At 41.9% G+C, this 21,878-nt stretch carries 19 protein-coding genes and 3 other RNA genes; 12 read left to right on the top strand and 10 right to left on the bottom strand.

The window, feature by feature from the left end; all coding sequences use genetic code 11:
- Nucleotides 1-43 precede the first annotated feature (43 nt).
- From ssrS (F895_RS19640) to F895_RS03830, 5 genes are all read right to left on the bottom strand, one after another.
- Nucleotides 44-225: non-coding RNA, 6S RNA (gene ssrS, locus F895_RS19640), on the bottom strand.
- A 134-nt stretch (nucleotides 226-359) separates the two neighbouring features.
- Nucleotides 360-548: non-coding RNA, 6S RNA (gene ssrS / locus F895_RS19635), on the bottom strand.
- Between the two features lie 139 nt (nucleotides 549-687).
- Nucleotides 688-877, bottom strand: a non-coding RNA gene (ssrS, locus tag F895_RS19630) — 6S RNA.
- 313 nt (nucleotides 878-1,190) lie between these two features.
- A complete protein-coding gene (locus tag F895_RS03825) occupies nucleotides 1,191-1,475 on the bottom strand; it encodes a cell division protein ZapA (RefSeq protein ID WP_005243298.1) in 285 nt (94 codons plus the stop codon).
- Nucleotides 1,476-1,477: 2 nt separating this feature from the next.
- Nucleotides 1,478-2,032, bottom strand: coding sequence for a hypothetical protein (locus F895_RS03830; protein ID WP_005243297.1), 555 nt, complete (start codon nucleotides 2,030-2,032; stop codon nucleotides 1,478-1,480).
- Between the two features lie 66 nt (nucleotides 2,033-2,098).
- On the opposite strand from F895_RS03830, the gene F895_RS03835 reads away from it, so the two are divergent.
- The 5 genes from F895_RS03835 (at nucleotide 2,099) to F895_RS03855 (ending at nucleotide 7,450) form a co-directional block, all read left to right on the top strand.
- Nucleotides 2,099-2,734 carry a UPF0149 family protein gene (locus F895_RS03835; RefSeq protein ID WP_005243296.1) on the top strand — a complete coding sequence of 212 codons (636 nt, stop codon included), beginning with the start codon at nucleotides 2,099-2,101 and terminating at the stop codon, nucleotides 2,732-2,734.
- Between the two features lie 69 nt (nucleotides 2,735-2,803).
- Nucleotides 2,804-4,123: a Xaa-Pro aminopeptidase gene (gene pepP, locus F895_RS03840; RefSeq protein ID WP_005243294.1), complete on the top strand. Its 1,320-nt coding sequence runs from the start codon at nucleotides 2,804-2,806 to the stop codon at nucleotides 4,121-4,123.
- A gap of 464 nt (nucleotides 4,124-4,587) precedes the next feature.
- Entirely contained in the window at nucleotides 4,588-5,799 is a 1,212-nt protein-coding gene (ubiH, locus tag F895_RS03845; RefSeq protein ID WP_005243293.1) for a 2-octaprenyl-6-methoxyphenyl hydroxylase, read from the top strand.
- Nucleotides 5,796-7,028, top strand: coding sequence for an FAD-dependent monooxygenase (locus F895_RS03850; RefSeq protein ID WP_005243291.1), 1,233 nt, complete (start codon nucleotides 5,796-5,798; stop codon nucleotides 7,026-7,028). The genes ubiH and F895_RS03850 overlap by 4 nt, the downstream gene beginning before the upstream one ends.
- 173 nt (nucleotides 7,029-7,201) lie before the next feature.
- Entirely contained in the window at nucleotides 7,202-7,450 is a 249-nt protein-coding gene (locus tag F895_RS03855; protein WP_005243290.1) for a hypothetical protein, read from the top strand.
- A 21-nt stretch (nucleotides 7,451-7,471) separates the two neighbouring features.
- Here F895_RS03855 and F895_RS03860 read toward each other — a convergent pair whose 3' ends face one another.
- On the bottom strand, nucleotides 7,472-7,921 hold the full coding sequence (locus tag F895_RS03860) for a MerR family transcriptional regulator (protein ID WP_005243289.1): 450 nt from the start codon (nucleotides 7,919-7,921) through the stop codon (nucleotides 7,472-7,474).
- Between the two features lie 61 nt (nucleotides 7,922-7,982).
- Here F895_RS03860 and F895_RS03865 point away from each other — a divergent pair, with 61 nt between their 5' ends.
- Entirely contained in the window at nucleotides 7,983-8,624 is a 642-nt protein-coding gene (locus F895_RS03865) for a cation efflux transmembrane domain-containing protein (RefSeq protein WP_005243288.1), read from the top strand.
- Between the two features lie 66 nt (nucleotides 8,625-8,690).
- Here the strand turns inward: F895_RS03865 and rsmI are convergent, their stop codons facing one another.
- Nucleotides 8,691-9,533, bottom strand: coding sequence for a 16S rRNA (cytidine(1402)-2'-O)-methyltransferase (gene rsmI, locus F895_RS03870; RefSeq protein WP_005243287.1), 843 nt, complete (start codon nucleotides 9,531-9,533; stop codon nucleotides 8,691-8,693).
- A gap of 16 nt (nucleotides 9,534-9,549) precedes the next feature.
- Here rsmI and F895_RS03875 point away from each other — a divergent pair, with 16 nt between their 5' ends.
- The 4 genes from F895_RS03875 to F895_RS03890 all read left to right on the top strand — a co-directional run bounded on the left by F895_RS03875 (nucleotide 9,550) and on the right by F895_RS03890 (nucleotide 12,557).
- The gene (locus tag F895_RS03875) at nucleotides 9,550-10,482 is read left to right on the top strand and encodes a penicillin-binding protein activator (RefSeq protein WP_005243286.1); all 933 of its coding nucleotides are present in this window, start codon (nucleotides 9,550-9,552) and stop codon (nucleotides 10,480-10,482) included.
- A 12-nt stretch (nucleotides 10,483-10,494) separates the two neighbouring features.
- Nucleotides 10,495-10,899, top strand: coding sequence for a YraN family protein (locus F895_RS03880; protein ID WP_005243285.1), 405 nt, complete (start codon nucleotides 10,495-10,497; stop codon nucleotides 10,897-10,899).
- Between the two features lie 71 nt (nucleotides 10,900-10,970).
- A complete protein-coding gene (locus F895_RS03885; RefSeq protein WP_005243284.1) occupies nucleotides 10,971-11,681 on the top strand; it encodes a BON domain-containing protein in 711 nt (236 codons plus the stop codon).
- 3 nt (nucleotides 11,682-11,684) lie between these two features.
- Nucleotides 11,685-12,557 (top strand): alpha/beta hydrolase, encoded by an 873-nt coding sequence (locus F895_RS03890; RefSeq protein ID WP_005243282.1) that lies wholly within the window; start codon nucleotides 11,685-11,687, stop codon nucleotides 12,555-12,557.
- Nucleotides 12,558-12,575: 18 nt separating this feature from the next.
- Here the strand turns inward: F895_RS03890 and nudC are convergent, their stop codons facing one another.
- From nudC to dnaQ, 3 genes are all read right to left on the bottom strand, one after another.
- Nucleotides 12,576-13,328 carry an NAD(+) diphosphatase gene (nudC, locus tag F895_RS03895; protein WP_005243281.1) on the bottom strand — a complete coding sequence of 251 codons (753 nt, stop codon included), beginning with the start codon at nucleotides 13,326-13,328 and terminating at the stop codon, nucleotides 12,576-12,578.
- Entirely contained in the window at nucleotides 13,328-14,974 is a 1,647-nt protein-coding gene (locus F895_RS03900) for a hypothetical protein (protein WP_005243280.1), read from the bottom strand. Before F895_RS03900 ends, nudC begins: the two co-directional genes overlap by 1 nt.
- Nucleotides 14,975-15,100: 126 nt before the next feature.
- Nucleotides 15,101-16,459 (bottom strand): DNA polymerase III subunit epsilon, encoded by a 1,359-nt coding sequence (gene dnaQ / locus F895_RS03905; protein WP_005243278.1) that lies wholly within the window; start codon nucleotides 16,457-16,459, stop codon nucleotides 15,101-15,103.
- A gap of 305 nt (nucleotides 16,460-16,764) precedes the next feature.
- On the opposite strand from dnaQ, the gene F895_RS03910 reads away from it, so the two are divergent.
- The gene (locus F895_RS03910) at nucleotides 16,765-20,016 is read left to right on the top strand and encodes a lytic transglycosylase (protein WP_005243277.1); all 3,252 of its coding nucleotides are present in this window, start codon (nucleotides 16,765-16,767) and stop codon (nucleotides 20,014-20,016) included.
- Nucleotides 20,017-20,022: 6 nt separating this feature from the next.
- Nucleotides 20,023-21,873: an extracellular solute-binding protein gene (locus F895_RS03915; RefSeq protein WP_005243276.1), complete on the top strand. Its 1,851-nt coding sequence runs from the start codon at nucleotides 20,023-20,025 to the stop codon at nucleotides 21,871-21,873.
- Nucleotides 21,874-21,878: the final 5 nt, after the last annotated feature.

Below are 21,878 nucleotides of genomic sequence, written 5' to 3'. Positions count from 1 at the left end.
GTCTAAATGAAGCTAAATTATTATTTTTAATTATATGTAAAAAAGATACTCCAGAGATGCCGCTGCATGGTCGTTACCCTGAACCCGATGAGTTCAAGGTGGAGGTGACGCATACTTACTGGGTTTCCTACTCGGGGTAGGCATACACTCAAAATACACAGAACACATCCATAAATTTAAGTATCGGCAGGGGAATAGACGTACTGGCGAACACCCTAGAGATGTTTCTTATTATAGTTAAATCAACGACCACCACAAGAGGGGAATATTGAGATTTGTATGTTTTACTAACAATTAGAAAATTAAGTTTAATAAGATTATAAAATCTAAAACAGAATCAATGCATATTCGAAAAATAATGGGTCTCCAAAATGCCGCTGCATGTCTTTACCCTTGAACACTAAGGTTCAAGGTGGAGAGCGCTGTATATTATCTGGGTTTCCTACTCGGGGTAGGCATACACGCTAAATATTCAGAAACGCTTTCCGATTTAGAAGGATATCACGGCTCAGGGGAATCAGACCGGCTGGCGAACACTTCAGAGATGTTTTTAATTATAGTGAAATTAAGGGGTGTCGCAAGGGGAGAAAATAGAGAGATTTGTAAGTTTAAGTTTACAGTTAAGATGTTAAATAGAGGGAATTGAGTTGAAAAATATAATAAAAAAATGATTTTTTGATAAAGAAAATAATCTCCAGAAGTACCGCTGCATGTCTTTACCCTTGAACACTAAGGTTCAAGGTGCAGAGCGCTGTATATTGTCTGGGTTTCCTACTCTAGGCAGGCATACACGCTAAATATTCAGAAACGCTTTCCGATTAAGAAGGATATCACGGCTCAGGGGAGTCAGACCGGCTGGCGAGTACTCCAGAGATGGATTGCATTATAGTCAACTCTGGCAATGATGCAAGGACTACACTAAAGTTATTTGTAAGTATAACTTAACAATGTGTAAGTTTACGTTTAAGCCCTGCATGCATGAAATAGCAGGGGTATTCTACTTTTGGGAAATAATAATTAAAAAATAAATATATGAATTGACCTGATGCTGATACTTCGATTCAGGTCAAAAGATAAGGAAGCGATAAAAATTACAATCAGTGCATGAGAGAAGGAAGAAATTAATTTTTGTATAAAAGTCGATTCAATAAAAAAGCCTGAAATTTGTAGTTTCAGGCTTCCCATAAAGATTAGATGCTTTGTTCAACATCTTCAAGCATGGTTTCCAGCAGCCTTTCACAATGGGCGTACTGCTGTAAAGATTTGTTTAAGCTAAATACCTCTTGAGCCATTTGCAATGCCACCATAATCACCAGTTTATTATGCTCAACACGTGGTGCACTACGACGCATGTCGTGAAACTTTTGATTAAGTAATTCTGCCGCGCGTTCAAGCTCTTCACGCTTATCTTCAGTCGTGTTAAGACGAAAGGTCTGTTCAATTAAGCGAAGCTCAACAACAATAGGTTCACTCATGATCAGGTCTCCTCTTGAGTTTCTGCATTCGGATGTGCAAGTTGCTGAATTTCTTGCGCATGTTGATCTTGTGCAGTTCCTAAAATTGAAAGGCGCTGAATAATCGCTTCAACCTTAGATTTAGCCAGCTCATTTTTCTGCAACAGACGATCACGATCTTGTTGTAAATCCTGAATCTCTTGCTGGTTATGACGTTGCTGTGCTTGTAATTTTTCTTTATTCACACGTAAGTCATTGCGCTCAGCCAAAATTTCTTGGAAGCGGTTTTTCAAATCAGTTGTACTTTTCTCTAAGCGGCTATAACGTTCTGCTAGAGTTGTTGCATCTTGATTCAGTTGTTTAAATTGATCTTGTAACTGAGTCAGTTGTTCAGTTAAGTTATCAACTTCTTCCTGCTTTTGCGTGATGATGCTATTTTTCTGCACAACTTGTGCATGATGGTCAGTTTCAGCTAATTGCTTAGCTTCGGTGAGCGATGAGTTTTCTCGCTCCAAGTGATGTAAGCGTGTTTTTAAAACACCAATATGCGCTTGTAGACGCTGTAATTGTTCTAACATAACGAAGGTCGCACAGAGTTGCAATCAAAGGTAATATATACAGCAGTATAGAGATTGGATAAACGAATGCAAGACGATATTTCAGGTTGGACAGAATGGAATGCCCATTTTGATGGGATTGAAGAAATTTCAAGTCCAAGTGAGTTACACGGTTTACTAACAGGTATCGTTTGTGTGACACAAGCGCCGACCTCAGATGAATGGTCACAAATTTTAAACACCCTGAATGTGCCTGCTTTACAAGCAGAGGCACTGGAGAGTTTAACCGATGAAGCAGAAGATGTTGCTCATGCTTTATCTGATGATGAATTAGATTACTTGCCTATGCTTCCTGATGATAGCCATTTGCTTGCAGATCGTGTGCAAGCTTTGGCGGATTGGTGTGCAGGCGTAGTCCTCGGTTTTGGTTTGGCTTCAGGTCATATTCGTGGCGAAGAACAAGAGCTGATTGAACATTTACAAGATGTTGCAGCCGTTGAGTTTGAAGACTCGGATAATGATGAAGAAGGCGAAGAAAGCTATCAGGAATTGTATGAGTTTGTACGCTTGATCCCTGTGAGCTTGTCGATTGGTCGTAAAAAGATTCCTGTTGCTGAAAGTTCTTTATTGCAAAATTTTCATGCCAAAAGCAGAAATCAAGACAATCAAGCAGCAGATCCGCAAACGGTTGTAGAAATGTTTACCCCACATCGTCCGAGTTAACTCGGGCGGTGCCTTAAGCTTTTATAAATAAAGATACTTACAATCATTCATCTTCATCAGAAGGACAATATGAAATTAAGTCAAGCTGATTTTAAACAACGTCGTGATCTTCTTGCTAAACAAATAGGCAGCAATAGCATTGCAATTATTGCGACTCGAGCAGAAATGTATCGTAACCGCGATGCGGACTATAAATATCGTGCAGACAGTAGTTTTTATTATCTGACTGGATTTGCCGAACCAGAAGCGGTTGCCGTGATCGAAACCTTTGAAGAAGGTGAGGAATATAGCTATAGCTTGTTCTGCCGCGAACGTAATCGTGAAATGGAAATCTGGAATGGTTATCGTGCGGGTATTGATGGTGCGATTGAAATCTATGATGCAGATGAAGCTTATGCAATTGATCTGCTCGATGAAGAAATTATCGACAAGCTGTTAAATAAACAGTGTCTTTACTACCGTATTGGTCAAAATGCTGAGTTTGATGCACGTGTCAGTCAATGGATTCAAAAGGCAGATGCACAGCAGCGTCGTGGTGGTGCTGCGCCAGCAGAAGTCATTCAGCTTGATCGTATTGTCGATGAGATGCGTTTGAAAAAATCAGCTCAGGAAATTGAGCTGATGCAGATCGCATCCAATATCAGTGCAGAAGCGCATATGCGTGCCATGCAAACGGTTAAACCTGAGATGATGGAGTATGCACTGGAGGCGGAACTCAATTATATCTTTGGTAAAAACGGCTGTGTACCATCGTATAACAGTATTGTTGGCGGTGGTGAAAATGCCTGTATTTTGCACTATGTTGAAAATAACAAACTGTTAAAAGATGGTGATTTAGTTTTGATTGATGCCGCATGTGAATATGAGTTGTATGCGTCGGATATTACTCGTACGTTCCCTGTGAATGGTAAATTCAGTCCTGAGCAAAAAGCACTTTATAATGTGGTTTTAGAAGCACAGCTTGCTGCGATTGATGCAACGCGTATTGGCAATCACTATAAATATCCGCATGAAGTGGCTGTAAAGATTTTAACTCAGGGGCTGGTTGATCTTGGCTTGCTGATTGGCAATGTGGATGAACTGGTTGAAAGTGAAGCATTCCGCCAATTCTTTATGCATGGTACTGGCCATTGGCTTGGCATGGATGTACATGACGTGGGTGCCTATAAAACTGGCGAAGACTGGCGTGCTTATGAAGCAGGTATGGTGGTGACCGTTGAACCAGGTCTATATGTTGCGCCAGATGATGAAACGGTTGATGCAAAATGGCGTGGTATCGGCATTCGTATCGAAGATGACATTGTGGTCACTGAAAATGGCCCATTGGTTCTAACCAAGAATGTGGTCAAAACCGTTGAAGAGATTGAAAGCTTGATGGCAAATCATTAAGTTGAAGTTGAGAAAAAGGCTTATCAATAGATAGGCCTTTTTATTGACTTTGATGCCCAAAACAACTTTTGAATATATTTTAAAAACATAGACCAAACAAAGTACAAATTCCCTTCCTGATTTGAGTTAGAGTAAGATAGGCTGGGGTCTGTTGATATTTCACCTTACGAGCTAAAGCTCTCATTGCGACAGTGGACATTTTTTAGGTGATACAAGGCATGGCTTATGCAATTTAGTCATTCTAAATAAATAAGCCGTAACGCCGTAGCGTCAAAAAATGTCCCTGTCCCACAGGGTTATGGCTAAAACTTCCTTAAACTTTGTTATGAAACTTGACAAGGGGATTGGCCATTGCCTACGTTTCATGCCTCGTTTAAGTTGTTTTAGCCTATAACGCAACCATAGATGAAATATCAATAGCCCCCTTAACATCAAGTCATGAAAAACTGATAAGGAATAATATTATGCAGCAACAGGTCATCATTGTCGGTGGAGGTATGGTTGGACTCAGCCTTGCTTTAATGTTGGCAAAATCTAATATCGCAGTAAAGCTATTAGAAGCTGTGAAATATCCGAATTACGATGACGAAAATGTTGCCCCTTATCATTCCAGTTTTGATGCGCGTAATACCGCCTTGTCACGTCGTAGTGTACAGATTTACCAAAAGTTAGGTTTGTGGGAGGCCTTACAACAACATGCTACCCCAATTCTGCAAGTACATATTACTGAGCAAGGGAGTTTTGGTAAGGCACGCCTCGTCGCTGAACAAGAAAAAGTAGAAAGCTTTGGGCAAGTGATTGAGAACGCATGGTTAGGCCGTGTATTGCTAACCCAAGTGCGTCAACAGCCGTTGATTGAGTTGATTGATGGTGTTGAGGTCACTTCATTAACTCAAGATGTAGACCAAGTCCAAATTGAAGCCATGCGTAATGGTGAATATATCCACTCCTTAAAATCCAAGTTGGTGATTGCTGCGGATGGTCGCGACTCGTTTTGCCGACAAGCCATTGGCGTCGGTGTGGACGAACATGACTATGACCAAGTCGCGATTGTAACCACCGTACAAACTTCTAAACCACACCAGCACGTTGGCTTTGAACGTTTTAGTGCATTAGGGCCGTTGGCACTGTTACCATTACCGGGTGAATACCGCCGTTCAGTGGTGTGGCCTGTGAAAAAAGGCACTGAGGCAGAATGGTTAGGTGAAGAAAATGATCAACATTTTCTTGATGCCTTACAGGAAACCTATGGTGACCGTGCTGGAAAATTTGAAAAAACAGGCAAGCGCTTTAGCTATCCATTGGCTCAGGTTTTGGCACATAAGCAGGCGGTTGGTCGTGTGGTGCTGATGGGCAATGCGGCACATACCATTCATCCAGTGGCAGGCCAAGGTTTTAACTTATGTTTGCGTGATGCAGATGTGCTGGTTCGTTTCTTGATGGAACAATTGGCGAAGTCAGATGATATTGGCGCGCCTGAAAATTTATTGGCTTATGAACAATCTCGTTTAAAGGATCAGCAACGTGTGATTAAGTTCTGTGATTCAGTGGTGCGTGGTTTCAGTAATCAAAATCCAATCCTCAAATTATTACGCAATACAGGATTGATTGCATTTGATGTGATTCCGGGGGTTAAGCCTCTGGTTGCCAATTATGCGATGGGGCTAAAAGCATGAGCGAGCTGTTAGATGTTGTGATTGTTGGCGGTGGCTTAGTCGGTGGATTAACGGCTTTATTGTTGGCACAAGGTGGGGTACAAGCGACGGTATTGGATGCTGCGCCTGTGCTTGATCAAGAGAAAACACTGGCTGTAATGAATCCTCGGGTATTGGCACTGAGTCAGGCGACGATTCACTTACTCAAAACAGTTGAGGTCTGGAATGATTTAGCGCGTCAGATGCCTTATTCAGGTATGCAAGTCTGGAATAAAAATGGCTATGGCGAAATTAATTTTGGCCATGCATCTGAACAGCAACCTCAATCAGATCAGGCTTTAGGTTCAATGGTTGAACCCAGTGTTTTGAATGTAGCAATTCAACAAAAAATGTTGCAGCTACTCAAAGACTATCGTACCCAAGTAAAAGTGGTTCGGATTGAGCAAATTCCCCAAGGTTGGTCAATTGAATTGGCTGATGGTCGTCTTTTGAAAACTAAGCTGTTGATTGGTGCAGATGGTGCGAACTCTTTTGTACGCGAGCAGGCGTACATTGACTTGGATGTATTGGATTATCAGCAGGCTGCGATTAGTTGTGCAATTAAAACCACACAGCCCAATCAATATGTAGCACGCCAAATTTTCTTACCAACAGGTCCATTGGCGTATTTACCAATGGCCAGTCTGAATGCGCAGGAGAACGGTTATTGGCAGTCGATTGTCTGGACTTTGCCTGACGACTATGCTGATGAATACTCGACACTAAATGATCAGGACTTTATGCGTTTGTTGACTCAGGAAAGTCTGCAAATGTTGGGGGAAGTGGTTGAGGTGCGTTCCAGAGCACAGTTCCCACTAAAAGCACGTGCTGCACAGCGTTATATCAAGTCAGGCTTGGCATTGATCGGTGATGCTGCACATGTGATTCATCCTTTAGCTGGACAAGGTGTGAACATTGGTTGTCTGGATGCAGCTGTGTTATGTGATGTATTGCTGCATGATTTAAAACGTGGGGTCTGGGCCAATGAGCAGAGCTTATTGCGTTATGAGCATCGGCGCAAAGGGCAAAATGATGCCATGATGCACAGTATGTCAGCGATTGGTTGGCTTGAAAGTGCAGAACTGTTTCCATTTGTCTGGGCGCGAAACTTTGGTCTAAAACAGGTTGAACAATTCGACTGGTTCAAAGATCGCTTTATGCAACAGGCCAATGGATTGGGTGCATTGAAAGACACACAATATGCGTGTTAAAAAATAGTAGATATTTTTTAAACAATCATTTATAAATCAGAGTGAATTTGGTCGCAAAAAATACGATTTAATCAATATTGTACTTTGCGAAATGAAAAGAGCTTGCTAAATTTCATCAAGTTTCTGATGACCAAATAGCGATGATGAAAGTGTAGTCATTGTGGGGAGATAATATGACAGATATGAATGATTACGACGAAAACACAGAAGATTCTGCTGTAGACGACGAAGAGGCGAAAGCGGCAGAAAGTGGTGCAGATAGCGAAGAGTCGAGCGCCAATGATGCTGATCTTGCCGAAGCTGAGACCTTAACTGTGACAGCCAAACAGAAACAGCGTCAGGCTTTGGAAGATGAAGTTGCGGCCTTTCTTGCACGTGGTGGACAAATTACAGAAGTCCCACCTGGCGAGACTCACGAATAAACTGAGAAGATTTAAAAAGCATCACGATTGTGGTGCTTTTTTATGTTGATGTGCTGCATGCTCACATTCTAGTGGCTGATGGAGTTCTTTTAAAATTCCACATTGTTCAATCGTACGATGTTGAGAGCATTGCTGTTTTAAATGGAGCAGGTCTTGGTGTAGATGCTCCAGATTTCTAATTTTTTGCGATACTTCAGCAAGATATTGATCAATCAGGAGATCAACTTGTGTACAGGTCTGATTGGGATTGGTCGATAAATCCTTGAGTTTTTGAATATCCTGCAAGGTAATCCCCAATTCACGACAATGCTTTAAAAATAAAAGTTCCGAAAGCATCTGTTCAGAATAATGACGATAATTTCCCGCCGTTCGTTTGGGTTTATCCAGCAGCCCAATTTTTTCATAATAGCGAATGGTATCGACTGAAACTCCTGACTTTTTGGCCAATTGTCCAATGCTAAAACTGATCATGCTTGACTCTGGAGTTACTCTAGGGTTTTAAATCACTATAAAAGATTTAGCGAGAAAAGTCATGGCAGGATGTGGTTGCAATACAACGTGTTCGCCAACACAAAAAATTAGTCCGAAGTTTAGAAAGGCTTTGTGGGTTGCTTTAGTTCTAAATGCATTGATGTTTTTTGTTGAGATTATTGGGGGTTCACAGGCACGCTCAGTCTCATTGTGGGCTGATGCCTTGGATTTCGCAGGTGATGCCGCCAACTACGCCATTTCTTTGGCCGTGCTGTCCATGACTTTGTATTGGCGTGCAACCGCGGCCTTGTTAAAAGGTGTGACCATGGCTGCATTCGGTATTTTTGTGATCATGAAAGTGGTTTGGTCATGGTGGTTAGGACTAACCCCTGAGCCGATGCTCATGGGGGCAATTGGTGTACTTGCTTTGACTGTGAATGTGATCTGCGCACTAATGCTTTATGCATTTCGTGATGGGGATGCCAACATGCGTTCGGTATGGTTATGCAGCCGTAATGATGCGATTGCCAATATTGCCATTATCATCGCCGCAGTAGGTGTGTTTGGAACAGGCACCATGTTCCCTGATTTATTTGTAGCCTTTATTATCGCGTATTTGGGTGTTTCTTCTGGTCTAAGTGTGATTAAGCAGGCGAGAGTGGAAAGAAAAGTAGATCAGGGCAATATAATGACCAAGGCCTGATGGTTATTCTTGTGATGCGACACTGAATAGTAGGAGGAGATATGTTAAAAATCTCCTCCTTTTGTTTTATTGATTTTGTTGGGTGAGTTCCAAGGCCCGTTGATAAGCGACTTTCTTTTTAATACCAGTCAAATCGGCAGCCAGTTGTGATGCTGCTTTGACCGATAAATCCTGTAATAAACGTTTTAACAATTCATCCAGTTTATCTTGTTCCATGTCTTTTTCTGCAGTTGCACCACCCACGACCACCACAATCTCACCTTTTTCCTGATTATGATCATTTTCAATAAAAGCGACCAGTTCTTTTAAGGTCATTTTCTTGATGGTTTCAAAGGTCTTGGTGATTTCACGGGCAAAGCCGACAGGACGATCTTCACCAAAAACCTGCGCCATATCTTTGATACAGGCCAGAATACGATGCGGTGCTTCATAAAAAATCAGGGTTTGGGTTTCATCTTTTAACTTTTCTAGCTGACTGATGCGCTGAGAGGCTTTAGAGGGTAAAAAGCCTTCAAAACTAAAACGGTCGCTTGGCAATCCCACCGCACTCAAGGCCGCAATCGCCGCGCATGCACCAGGAACAGGAATCACACGAATGCCATGTTCTTGTGCTGCACGAACGAGTTTAAAACCAGGATCACTAATCAGGGGAGTACCTGCATCACTAATCAGTGCAATACTTTCGCCATTGAGCATTTTTTGCAGAAGTTGATCAATTTTGTTACTTTCGTTGTGATCATGACACGCTGTGAGTGGAGTTGAGATATTATAGTGCTTGAATAATTGAGCAGATTGACGAGTGTCTTCTGCGGCAACTACCGATACGGATTTTAAAATATCAATTGCACGAAAGGTCATGTCATCTAAGTGCCCAATCGGGGTTGCTACAACAAATAATTGAGCACTCATAAAAGGTAACTCCCTAATGTATTACAAAAAATATTGGCTGCTATTATGTTTGGCAGCATGTGTGAGTCCAGTTTATGCGGACGTACTGGTGATTCTACCTGAATCTGGTACGATGGCGCGAGCTGGTCAGAGCATCAAACGTGGTTTCTTGAGCGCTTATACAGCATCTGGCAGCAAAGAAAAAATCATTTTTGTAGATTCAGCCAAAAATAGCGTGGATACGATTTTTAAAAAAAGAGTGAATAACAAGACCAGATTGATTGTTGGACCATTGGCCAGACCTGATATTGAAACGGTCATGCAACTGAACCCAGCAATTCCTGTCCTTGCTTTAAATGATGTAAATAGCCAGACCAGCAACGTATGGCAATTTAGCTTGGCCAAGCAACATGATGCAGTTGCACTGAATCAATTACTTAAGAAAGACAAGATTAAAAGCTTATTGGTATTGCGCCAAGCTGGAACTGAATCTGCAACAGAACTGTTTATGATGGCGCTGATGTCTGAATTCGGCTCAAATATTCATGTGGTTAATGAACTGCCGAAAAAACTGGCCCGCAAACAAGGCCTGCTGCTACTCGGTGATCAGCCATGGTTAGAACAGCTTGGAACTTTGCCTGAAAAAAATATCTATGCTACAGCATTAAGTATTGAGCAGGATAAACCTATTCCAATCGGCTTAAGTTTTTGTGATACGCCGGCCTTATATAATAGTCAGTGGGCGGATTTAATCGTGGCTTATAAACAACAACCTGAAAATATGGCGTTTCAGCGTTTATTGGCATTTGGTGGAGATGCGTGGAGTATTAGTCAGCAATTTTTAACTAGTTCCGATCGTCATTTTTCTTTTGAAGGCCGAACTGGCGCGATTGATGTAAAAGACGGCAAGGTTTATCGTCAGCCTTATTGCTATCAACAGCAGAAAAAGGGTATCCAGGTTTTAAAATAAGATTGAGCAGGTATGTCAACACACAGGCAGGACTTAGGCCAATGGGCTGAGCAGGCAGCACTTGTTCTTTTACAAACGCAGCAATATGAGTGCATAGCACGAAATTATCATTCACGTTATGGTGAAATTGATTTGATTGTAAAACGGGAGAAGCAGCTGGTTTTTGTCGAAGTTAAAGCGAGATCAGTGGGGAGTTATGCAGGAGCTTGTGAAGTGATTTCGCAGGCTCAGCAGCGTAAAATCATTAAGACGGCGCAGTGGTTTTTACATAAATCTCCACATTATGATGACTTTGATTGTCGTTTTGATGTAATTTGTTTTGATTTTCCACAGAAAATTGCAAAAACAGTACAACCAGATTTTTCAAAATTGCAGTATGATCAGCAATGGATTGAACATGCATTTACCTTAGATTGATTCATGAGTCTAATATAATGCTAAATATTGAAAATTGAACAAATTTGTTTGTAGATAGGGAGTCTTGCCAAGTGTTAAAACGTTTATCGATTACGTTGCTTTGCGCTGCAAGTTTATCGGGTTGTGCAAGTTTTATTTCTGGCGGTACAGGCACTTCACCCGTTGGAACGAATAGTGGTGAACGTAGTCTGGGGCAGATTTTTATTGATTCTTCAATCAAACGTACCGCAAATATCAATTTGTACAAGCTAGATCATCGTTTCAAGCAGTCACGTATCAATATTGAAAGTTTCCATAGTAATGTCTTATTAACAGGACAAGTGCCTGATCCATATTTAAAACAGTTGGCGGAAGACAATTTACGTTCAATGTCAGATGTCAAAGCTGTGCACAACTATATAACAGTAGGCGATAAAGTTGGCTATAACACTATCATGCAAGATGCAACGGTGACGGCGAATACTCGTGGCCTGTTAATGAAAGCACCTGTTGTCTCTGACAGCAAAGTGTTGGTGCATACAGAAAATGGTGTGTTGTATGTCATGGGGCGTTTAAATACTGCTGAATCAAGAGATTTAGATGATGTCTTACAAAAAGTGGGTAATGTGAGTAAAATTGTCACGCTCATTGACAATGTGGATCAACCTTCTGGTACGGTAGCCAGTTCAACCGCGGCATCACCGATGGTCGGAACTGCAACGACACAGCCTCTGGTTGAGACGCCAGTTGCAATTGATCCTGATCAGGCGGAACCTGCGACTATTACCCCAACTAAACCTTAATTTATGAAGCAACTTATCCAACAAGTACAAGAAAATGTAATCAAGGCGAAAACATTTTATCAGGAGTTTCGCCTTTATGATTTTGCTAGTTATTCGATTAATTACCTAACCCCAAAAGATACTTTTGAGAAGGAAGAACATCTGGCTTATGGGCTGAAAGCCAGACAGCGTCTGGATTTGTATCGAACCAAAAGTCCGAAGCAGCAAAGACCCCTGATCGTGTTTGTGCATGGTGGTTCTTGGCAACATGGTAATAAACGCGATTATTTATTTGTTGGAGAAAGTTTCGCACGGGAAGGCTATGATGTTGCAGTCATTAACTACCATCTAGCACCTGAGCATATCTTTCCGACCTTTATTGATGATCTCGCACAAGCGATTCATTACTTAAGTCAGAATCAAACCAAGCTGAACATTTCTACCGACAATATCATTTTGATGGGGCATTCTGCGGGTGCTTTTAATGTGATGTCAGTGGTGTATTCAGCCTATTCACAAAATTTTAAATATAAAGATAAGATTCGTGCCATTGTCGGTATGGCGGGGCCTTATCATTTTGATTATAAGAATGACCCATTGGCTGAACATGCCTTTGATCAGAAAGTGTCGTATCAACAAGTGATGCCATATTATTTTATCGAACCGAATCAGATTAAGCATTATTTATTGATGGCTGAACAAGATCAGCTGGTTAGTCAAGAAAATAGTTTTGATCTAGATAAGGCGTTAAGAGAAAAAGGTAATCACAGCCATATTGCTGTGATTCCGAAGACGGGGCATATTAGCATTGTTGCGACATTGGCAAGTCTGATGAGTCATTATTTTAAAACCAAACGTACCATCTTGCATTTTTTAGATGAAGCGCTAGAGCACTAAACAATAAAAAAGCATCGTTTAAGATGCTTTTTTATTGTTGATCATTTGCATGATCATGCTATGTGCAATACTGCCTTTGAAGGGAATTTCAGGCAGTTGATCGAACTTGAAGAATTGTGCAGCGCTAATTTCTTCAAGCTGTAATTGAATATCGCCTGATTCATATTCAGCATGAAAGGCAATCATTAGATTGCTTGGAAAAGGCCAGGGTTGGCTCGACATATAACGAATATTTTTCAGTTTCAGTCCAACTTCTTCAAACGCTTCTCTTTGCACCGCTTCTTCTAGGGTTTCTCCAACTTCAACAAATCCTGCAATCAATCCATACATATTACTTTTATTATGGGCTGATTTGGCCAATAGGACTTCGTCATCACCTTTGGTAATAATGGTAATGATGCAAGGTTGTACGCGAGGATATTGATGATAGCCACAAGCAGGACAGACCATTGCATATTCTTTCGGATGAATCTCTGTCGCATGCCCGCAATGGCTACAAAACTTGTGGTTGCGCCGCCATTCCAATAATTGAACGGCTCGGCTGGCTTGCAAGAAATCACTACTGGACCAAGATTGAATCAACTCCCGAATAGGAACAAGTTGATAACCCTCGGGAATGGATTCATTTTCAAGCAGATCACGTGCAATGACGTGATCATTATGATGGATGGGGAGGTCACTTGCCAATTTTTCAACTTGTGGAAGTTGGAGATTTTGGTCGACTAACAGTTTTTGGTGTTGAAAAATGTAAGCAAGTGATAGTTGAGTCATTATGCGGCTATGGTTTGTAATTGTTGACTGTTTGATAATGCCACATCAAACATAGATTGCAATACAGGCTGCTTATTCTTCAGGTTATCAATCAGTAAATCTAAGCCAGCAACGACATTTAAAATGCAATGGATCTGTTCAGTATCGAAAGCTTGATTTTGCGCTAAACGATGTTGAGCAAAATGAGCAGCGCCTAATAAGGCGATTTGTTGTGCAGAACTGCCCAAGAACAGTGCGGCACCAGAAAGCTCTTTTAAATAATCTGGCAGTGCTTCCAGACTATGCGCGCTTGGATCTTGAACATAAAGACTGAGGGTTTGTGTCAAGGTTTCAATCAGTGTTTTTGTTTCAGTGAGTAAGGCTTTATGTGCTTCATCTAAGCGGTCAAGCGAGATTTGCATATTGTTGACACGAAGTTGTAAACGGCTTGATGTGTAATTACGCTCCAAGATGCCAATCGAGTTCATTGAAGCCAGAATACTGTTCATTAACTGCTGTATTGAAGTTGCATCAGTTAATGTATTGGGTTGACTTAATTTGGCTGCCTGTTGAGTCAGCTCTTGGGCTGCCTCATTCAAATTCAGTACTTTGAAGACATTGGAAAGCTGATGCAATTTTTGCTGAATTTCTTGAGTCTTTTCAGCGGACATATTTTGATGGTTATACTCAATCTCATTACGGATTTGAGCCATTTCCTCAGTCATTAACTGGCTGATTGTATGTACGGTTTCATAGTCAGGGCCATATAAATGACGGCTTAACACTTGAAGTTGAGTGTCACTCAGTAGTTCATCACCAATATTTAGTTGCTCTCGAATGTGGTGTGACACATTATCTTCTTGGCTAATGCAAATACATAAGATGTCGGCAAGATCGGCGATGGTATTTTTAAAGCTAGCCGGTTCTAACAGGAATTTAGCAATATTGGTTTCAATTTGAATTAAAGTGCGTAGACGTGCTTCGGTAATTGAAAGCACGTCAATATGGCTTAAGCCCACATTGACCAGTTGCCAGTATTGCTGACTTGGCTGACCAACCGCTAAACCAGCCAGATAAACACCGACTAATTTAATCCCTTGTAGATCAAGTGGTGTTTCTGCTTGCTTGATCAATTTGTTTAAACACAGCTTATAGAGCTGATGAATATATTGTGATTGTTCTAGGCTTGGCGCTTGCGGTAAATTAAACGTTGGCGTAATGAACTCAAGCAGTGGCTGTACGGTTTGACCTTCTTTGGTCAGTGGTTTACCTAGTGCTTTTTCTAAACGATTGAGTGTGTCGAGCAGGAACTGTGGCACTTTTACTTCACGTAAGCAGATGAATTCAATATAACGTTTCAACATTGTAGTGCCTTCACTTAGGGCCACCACATCACTGGTTTGAATTTGCTGTGGTTGCGCCATAATTTTACGCATCAACTCCGCAGAGTATTGCGTAATTTGTGATAAATGTGGCATGTCAATTAAGGCAAGCACTTGCGTGCATTGTTCAAATTGGTTCAGTGCATCATCAATTCCAAATGGTAAAGCTTGTTCTTCAGCAAGGGTATTGACCGCTGTTTCTACCAATTTAATCGAATTGTCGATCTCATTTTTTATTATTAATAATGCCGTTGGGTCGAAATGAATCGAGGTTTGGTAAGACATATGACCTACACCTTTCCTAAGTTGTTATATCCATTGACCTCCTTTTTTAGGAGGTCTAAATCTTTAGGGTTAATATAACTTAACTTTAGAGGCTTGAAATACAAAAACTTACATTGAGCAGAAAATTTATTTTGCGAAAAGGCAAGGCTCTCCATGTTTTTGCTCAAATTGTTTGACCCAAGTCTCATGTTCATTCAGTTCCTGCTCTGAAGGTTCAATCACAGGTAAGTCCACTTGCACACGTTGACGGGTAGTTTTGCTTTGGTTTTGTTCAGTTTGAGAAAGGGCATCCATATCAAATGAAACTTGCCCGCCAGTCATGGCCAGATAGACATCAGCCAAAATTTCAGCATCCAGCAAGGCGCCGTGGAAGGTACGATCGCGTGCTGGAATTTCGTAACGGCGGACCAAGGCATCCAAAGAGTTCTTTTGCCCAGGATGTTTATTTTTGGCCATTGCCAAGGTATCGGTAACTTCGCAGACCTCTGAAAGCGGAGGGAGTCCAGTACGCTTGAACTCCATATCCAGAAAGTTCATATCGAAGGTGGCGTTATGCGCGATAATCTCGGCACCTTTTAAATAGGCAAAGAGTGTATCGGCAATTTCTGCATATTTCGGTTTGTCTTTTAAAAAATCATCGCTGATACCATGGACATTTTCAGAATCGCCAACAGCTTTTTCAGGATTGATATAGATATGAATCGAGCTACCTGTCAGTTTACGATTGACCATTTCAATCGCACCGACTTCGATGATACGGTCTCCATCTTGATAATAAAAACCTGTCGTCTCTGTATCAAGAATGAGCTGACGGGGGCCTTGAAGATGAACTTTGGCCTCTGTAATGACAATGTGTGGGTGTTGATTCAAGTTCGGTATTTCTATGTTCTGGTCAACTTGATTGTTATCAGTCTGTTCAGCTTGTAGCATATTGTCTTGTGGCTCTTCTTCAATCATATCGTCTGCCTCTACCTCTACATCTAGGCCGAAGGGGTCTGTTAACAGCCAGTCCGCTTCAGGCTTTTTTGTATCAGCGTTAGCCTGTGTTGCAGATTTCAATTGTTGAGCTGTTTGTTCGGCACCAAGATTTGCCAGTTGGTCTGCCATTTCATTACCTGCATGTCCAGCATGGCCTTTAATCCAGTTCCATTCGATATCTCGATTGGCGCAGATCGCATCCAGTTTTTGCCATAAATCAGGATTTTTAACATCTTTCCAGTTTTTCTTTTTCCAGCCATGAATCCATTCGGTAATGCCTTGTTTGACATAGTTGGAATCGGTCCAGATGATTAAGCGTGCATCAGTTGGACAGAATGCAACACCTTCAATCGCGGCTTGTAGTTCCATACGGTTATTGGTCGTCTCTGGTTCGCCGCCAAACAGTTTATGTTCACCTTGTTCGGTAATGACATAAGCACCCCAACCCCCAAGACCCGGGTTTCCTTTGCATGCGCCATCAACATAAAGAGTGATTGTTTGTGACATATCTGAACCTGAACAATAAGCAGAATAAAAAATTGAGTATTTGCAATCCAAAAAGCGAGAGCAATATTCAAGTGTGACCTTCGCCCATCCAAACTGGATTGGGTGCCCAGAATTTTAGCATTCTTGAGCTATCTCTTGTATTGTAAAGCTAAATTCTGATTCTGAACGTTACAAAACTCATCTTTTTTAATTTCTTGTAACATTTCCATGCAAATCACGTTAAATTATTGCCTTGTCTAAGTGCCATGCTTTACTACAATGGCAAATCGAAGAAATAAACTAGCGTGAGTTGACTGGAAGTTTTTATGTATAAATCGAGCACTTTGATGTTGCAAAAATCTGCAACATCATTATTCAAAATCACTGTACTCACTTCTGCTCTAGCCGCGTTGGGAATTACTGCAGGTTGTTCTTCAACACCTTCATCTGGCAAAACCTCATCGTCTAAACATGTGGGTTCAGGTTATCTGGATGCAAGTAGCCTAGATTCTTTAGAGGATTTACTTTCTGCAACGGATATGCGTGCTGTAGAAGGTGACCGTCTATTGGTGCTGAAACATGGTGATGTGTGGAAGCGGATGACGGTAGGTTTCAAGATGGATCTGAACCATTGGGATTCCCGTATTGAGGCACAACGTAGCTGGTTTATTTCACGCCAACCTTATTTGGATCGTTTAAGTGCACGTGCCAGCCGTTATTTATACCACACTGTAAAAGAAGCGGAACGCCGTGGTATGCCAACCGAATTGGCGCTACTTCCGATTATTGAAAGTTCTTATGACCCTGCTGCAACCAGTAGTGCTGCGGCAGCAGGTTTATGGCAGTTTATTCCGAGTACGGGCCGTATTTATGGTTTACAGCAAACCAGCCTGTATGACGGTCGTCGTGACGTTGTCGAGTCGACGCGTGCAGCGTATGAATTTTTTGGTAGCTTATATAACCAGTTTGGCTCTTGGGAACTCGCACTGGCGGCTTATAATGCTGGGCCGGGGCGTATTCAACAGGCGATTAACCGTAACCGTGCGGCAGGTTTGCCAACTGATTATTGGTCATTAAAACTTCCTCAAGAAACCATGAACTATGTGCCGCGTTTCTTGGCTGTGGCGCAGATTATTAAAAATCCGGGTGCTTATGGGGTAAGTTTGCCACCAATTGCCAACCGTCCTCACTTCCGTGAAGTGAGTTTGGCTGCACCACTTGAGTTAAATCAGATCGCTTCGATTACAGGTTTAAGTCGTGCTGAGCTCTATGCATTGAACCCAGGTTATCGTGGTGAAATGGTGGATCCAATGAGTCCAATGCGAATTTTGATTCCTGCGGATTTAAGCCCATCAATTGATGCAAAACTTCGTTCGGGTAAATCAAGTTCGGGTGGTTTCTGGGCAAGCAATAAAACACCACCAGCAATGAATAACAGTTCGTCGAATACCTCAACGACGATTCGTACCACGACAAGCACTGGATCTAGCAGCGCAGCCACGGTAACACCCCCGAATTTAACCGCAAGTAATACAACGCGCCCAACAACATCATCGACCAGTAAACTGAATACGCCACGCGGTTCCGATGCTTTAGCATCATTTGCAGCAGCTGCAGATGTACCGAGTGCGCCACGTATTCCAGTTGCGATTACCCCCGCTGCGAATATCAAACCAGTCAAAACAGAGCCACCAATTTCTTTGAAAGAACGTGAGCAAATTAGTGCAGCAATCAAGGAAGAAGGTAAGAAGGAAACTGTTGCACATGCTTTAGAGCCACAAGCAACTCAGGCTGAAAGAGATCAGGTGGTTGCGGAAATCAAGGCCATTGCACCGAAAGGGACAGAAATTGTCGATCCATTTGATGGCAAGATTAAGTTGACTGCCATTCAGACCAGCCAGTCCGTTGCTGATGAAAAAGGTCAAGAAGTCAGTAAGGGCTTTGCTTATCCGAAGAACTTGGTTGAAGACACTGCGACTGCAAATAGTGATGATGCGAAGCGCAATCAGGGCAAACCTTATATCAAAACCGATACTGATGTGGTGGTGGTTGCACCAAAAGGCAAGCGTAGTACCTATGTCGTACAGCCCGGTGATACGCTTGCAATCATTGCTCAGAAAAATGGGGTGAATTGGCGTGACATTGCGCAGTGGAACCAAATTGATCCAAACGGCACATTATTTGTTGGTACCAGTTTGTATCTTTATGATGCCAAACCTCAAGCTGAGCCTGTTAAAGCCGCTGAGAAGCCAGAGAGTTATGTGGTGCAGTCAGGTGATAGTTTGACCAATTTGGCCTCACGTTTTGATTTAACGCTGAAACAATTGGCTGATTATAATAACCTGTCTGTAACGGATGGTTTATTCGTAGGGCAAAAACTCACTTTGATTGAGCCGAAAACGAATACTCGCACAGCACATCAAACGACACGTGCCACAGAAAGTAAAGCAGCAACGGCTACAAAAGTTGCAACCAAATCGTATACCGTGAAACGTGGTGAATATTTAAAGTTGATCGCTGATCGTTATGCATTATCAAACCAAGAATTGGCTGATCTAACATCTGGCTTAACCCCGAGCAGCAGTTTGTTCGTCGGACAAAAAATTAATGTGCCATTGCATGAGGTTTCTCAGACTCAAGAAGAGTCTGAGCCTGCCAAGAGCAATGTAAAACATGAAAATGTAAGTGCATCGAGCAGTTATAAAACGGAGAACTATACGGTACAACGTGGCGATACTTTATCAAGTATTGCGACCAAGTCGAAAATTTCGCTTAGTGAATTAGCTGATTTGAATAACTTGAAGTCAAATAGTGGCGTACGTTTGGGCCAAAGCTTAAAGATTCCAGCGGGTTCAACTGTACCTGACCAATATGTGGTTCAGTCTGGTGATAGCTTGAATGCGATTGCAGCCAAATACAATCTACAACTCAGCTACGTGGCCGATTTGAATGGACTGGAGCGAACAGCAGGGGTGCGCGTTGGTCAGCGTTTAAAGTTAAGCGGTGATGTACCCGCAAAAACGACGACCAGCAATACGACTAAAGCGAGAGATGAAAGTACCCCAGATGTCTATACTGTCAAGTCGGGTGATACCTTAGGCAATATCGCGAGTCGCCATAATTTGCAGTTGGATTATGTTGCGGGTTTAAATGGTTTAACTCGGACCAGTAATGTGCGTCTCGGTCAGAAACTGAAGTTGACAGGTGATCTTCCAAAAGCTGAAGCGGCAAAAACCGACAACACTAAAACAGCTCCTAAAGCTGCTGCACCAAGTCGAAATACTGAAAAATATACTGTTAAAGCGGGTGAGTCACTGAACAGCATTGCCAGTCGTTTTGGGATGTCGGGCCGTGAATTGGCTGATTTAAATGATCTCAAAGCCAATGCCAGTCTACAACGCGGTCAAAGTATCTCAGTTCCTAAAACAGTAACTGAATACAAAGTTAAGCGTGGCGATACCTTAATCGGTTTAGCAAGCCGTTATGGTTTGGAGACCAGCGCCTTGGCAGAAATGAATGATCTGACCCCAAGTACTCAGTTACGTATTGGTGATGTCATTAAAGTGCCTAACTTGTAATTAGAGATGAGCTTTTCGCTTTTCACAAAAAGGCTTAGTCTATGTTATGGACTAAGCCTTTTTACTCCGATTGCCTTTGCGGCAATGCAAACCACGCCTTATTTGGCCATGCATGTGCAGCCGAAATACGCACAGCTCAAAGCGATGCCTTATGCCAATCCAAATGCACCTAAGGGAGGAATCCTGAGTCAATCCAGTTTGGGAACATTTGATAATTTAAATAGCATGAATGGCAAGGGTAGTTCGACTGAAGGGGTCAATTATCTGTTTGATAGTTTAATGGATCGCTCATTGGATGAACCACGGGTCATGTATCCATTATTGGCGGAAAAGGTCAGTTACGATCCAGAGCATCTACAAGCAGTGACTTTTCATTTGAATCCACATGCGAGATTTAATAATGGTCAGCCTGTTACCGCAGAAGATGTCAAATTTACCTTTGAGATGTATCAAAGCAAAGCCAATTTAGGTTTTCAGATGTATTTGTCTGATTTGGCTAAAACAGAAGTATTGTCCAGATACCAGATTAAATTTACGTTTAAATCGAAGAATAATGTGGAAATGCCGCTGATTGTGGCAAGCCTTCCAATCTATTCAAAACGAGACTGGAACAATAAAGACTTTACGAGGGTGACATTACAACCAATTGTCGGGTCTGGCCCTTATGTGATTGAGCGGATTGATGCAGGTCGTAGTATTACCTATAAGCGCAGCCCAAACTATTGGGCCAAAGATTTGCTTGTGAATAAAGGCCGTTATAACTTTGATCGACTTAAATATGTGTATTATCGAAATTTAGAAGTCAGTTTTGAAGGCTTTAAAGCCCGGCAGTTCAATTTATATGAAGAAAAAAATATCCGTAATTGGGTGACTGCTTATCATTTTCCAGCAGTTAGGTCGGGCTTGATCAAGACCTATAAAGCGCGTTTGGGAACGCCATTGGATATTCAGAGTTTGGTGTTTAATATCCGCCGCGCTCCTTTGAATGATATCCATCTTCGTCAGGCATTAACCTATGCCTATGACTTTGAATGGCAAAATAAAGCTTTATTTTTCAATCAGAATCAGCGATTACAAAGCTATTTTGACAATACCGATTTGGCAGCAACAGGCCGGCCGAGTACCGCCGAGCTAAAAATCCTGACTCCGTTCTTGGCTCAGTTAGATCCAGTCATGCGTCAAGGAGTACTGGCGGATTGGCATTATCCTGTTTCTGATGCAAGTGGTTTTAATCGACAGAATTTATTGACAGCGCAAAAGCTTTTAAAAGATGCGGGTTATGTTATTCGCCAAGGTCGACTGTATGATCGGCAAGGAAAAGCAGTTCGTATTGAATTATTGATGCAGCAAGAAAATCCACAACGTGAATTGATGCCTTTTGTGCGCAATCTGGGTCGTTTAGGGATTCAAGTCAATCTCAGACAGGTCGATGTTCCGCAATACATGCAACGGATTCGGCATCAAGATTTTGATATGATGGTATTGAAATTGCCACAGACCCTGACACCAGGCAAAGAGCAAGCCCAGTTTTGGGGGAGTGCTGCTGCGGATGAATCAGGGAATTACAATTATTCAGGAATAAAGAATCCTGCAATTGATCAGATGATTACGAAGATTGTGGCGGCAAAAACACGTGAAGAAGTAGTGGTGTATACGCGTGTACTCGATCGTTTGCTGAGAGCAGGTTATTATCAGATCCTGACTTATGGAAAACCTGAGCGATGGTTCGCATATTGGGATATATATCAGCAACCACAAATTAAACCAAAGCTTTCTGTAGGATGGGAATACTGGTGGGTTGATGCTGCAAAAGCCACAAAACTTGATCGGCCTATGCGAAAACCTGAATTAAAATAATCAAG

Origin of the sequence: Acinetobacter sp. CIP 64.2 (assembly GCF_000369645.1) — a bacterium.
Taxonomy (GTDB): Bacteria; Pseudomonadota; Gammaproteobacteria; order Pseudomonadales; family Moraxellaceae; genus Acinetobacter.
Note: the sequence above shows the minus strand (reverse complement) of the source record. Positions and strands in the feature narration are given on the sequence as shown.

Coding starts and splice junctions, on each gene's coding strand:
- F895_RS03915 (WP_005243276.1), top strand. CDS start 20,023: ATGAGCTTTTCGCTTTTCACAAAAAGGCTTAGTCTATGTTATGGACTA.
- nudC (WP_005243281.1), bottom strand. CDS start 13,328: ATGACTCAACTATCACTTGCTTACATTTTTCAACACCAAAAACTGTTA.
- ubiH (WP_005243293.1), top strand. CDS start 4,588: ATGCAGCAACAGGTCATCATTGTCGGTGGAGGTATGGTTGGACTCAGC.
- F895_RS03855 (WP_005243290.1), top strand. CDS start 7,202: ATGACAGATATGAATGATTACGACGAAAACACAGAAGATTCTGCTGTA.
- F895_RS03875 (WP_005243286.1), top strand. CDS start 9,550: ATGTATTACAAAAAATATTGGCTGCTATTATGTTTGGCAGCATGTGTG.
- F895_RS03890 (WP_005243282.1), top strand. CDS start 11,685: ATGAAGCAACTTATCCAACAAGTACAAGAAAATGTAATCAAGGCGAAA.
- F895_RS03900 (WP_005243280.1), bottom strand. CDS start 14,974: ATGTCTTACCAAACCTCGATTCATTTCGACCCAACGGCATTATTAATA.
- F895_RS03880 (WP_005243285.1), top strand. CDS start 10,495: ATGTCAACACACAGGCAGGACTTAGGCCAATGGGCTGAGCAGGCAGCA.
- F895_RS03835 (WP_005243296.1), top strand. CDS start 2,099: ATGCAAGACGATATTTCAGGTTGGACAGAATGGAATGCCCATTTTGAT.
- F895_RS03865 (WP_005243288.1), top strand. CDS start 7,983: ATGGCAGGATGTGGTTGCAATACAACGTGTTCGCCAACACAAAAAATT.
- rsmI (WP_005243287.1), bottom strand. CDS start 9,533: ATGAGTGCTCAATTATTTGTTGTAGCAACCCCGATTGGGCACTTAGAT.
- F895_RS03850 (WP_005243291.1), top strand. CDS start 5,796: ATGAGCGAGCTGTTAGATGTTGTGATTGTTGGCGGTGGCTTAGTCGGT.
- pepP (WP_005243294.1), top strand. CDS start 2,804: ATGAAATTAAGTCAAGCTGATTTTAAACAACGTCGTGATCTTCTTGCT.
- F895_RS03825 (WP_005243298.1), bottom strand. CDS start 1,475: ATGAGTGAACCTATTGTTGTTGAGCTTCGCTTAATTGAACAGACCTTT.
- dnaQ (WP_005243278.1), bottom strand. CDS start 16,459: ATGTCACAAACAATCACTCTTTATGTTGATGGCGCATGCAAAGGAAAC.
- F895_RS03910 (WP_005243277.1), top strand. CDS start 16,765: ATGTATAAATCGAGCACTTTGATGTTGCAAAAATCTGCAACATCATTA.
- F895_RS03860 (WP_005243289.1), bottom strand. CDS start 7,921: ATGATCAGTTTTAGCATTGGACAATTGGCCAAAAAGTCAGGAGTTTCA.
- F895_RS03830 (WP_005243297.1), bottom strand. CDS start 2,032: ATGTTAGAACAATTACAGCGTCTACAAGCGCATATTGGTGTTTTAAAA.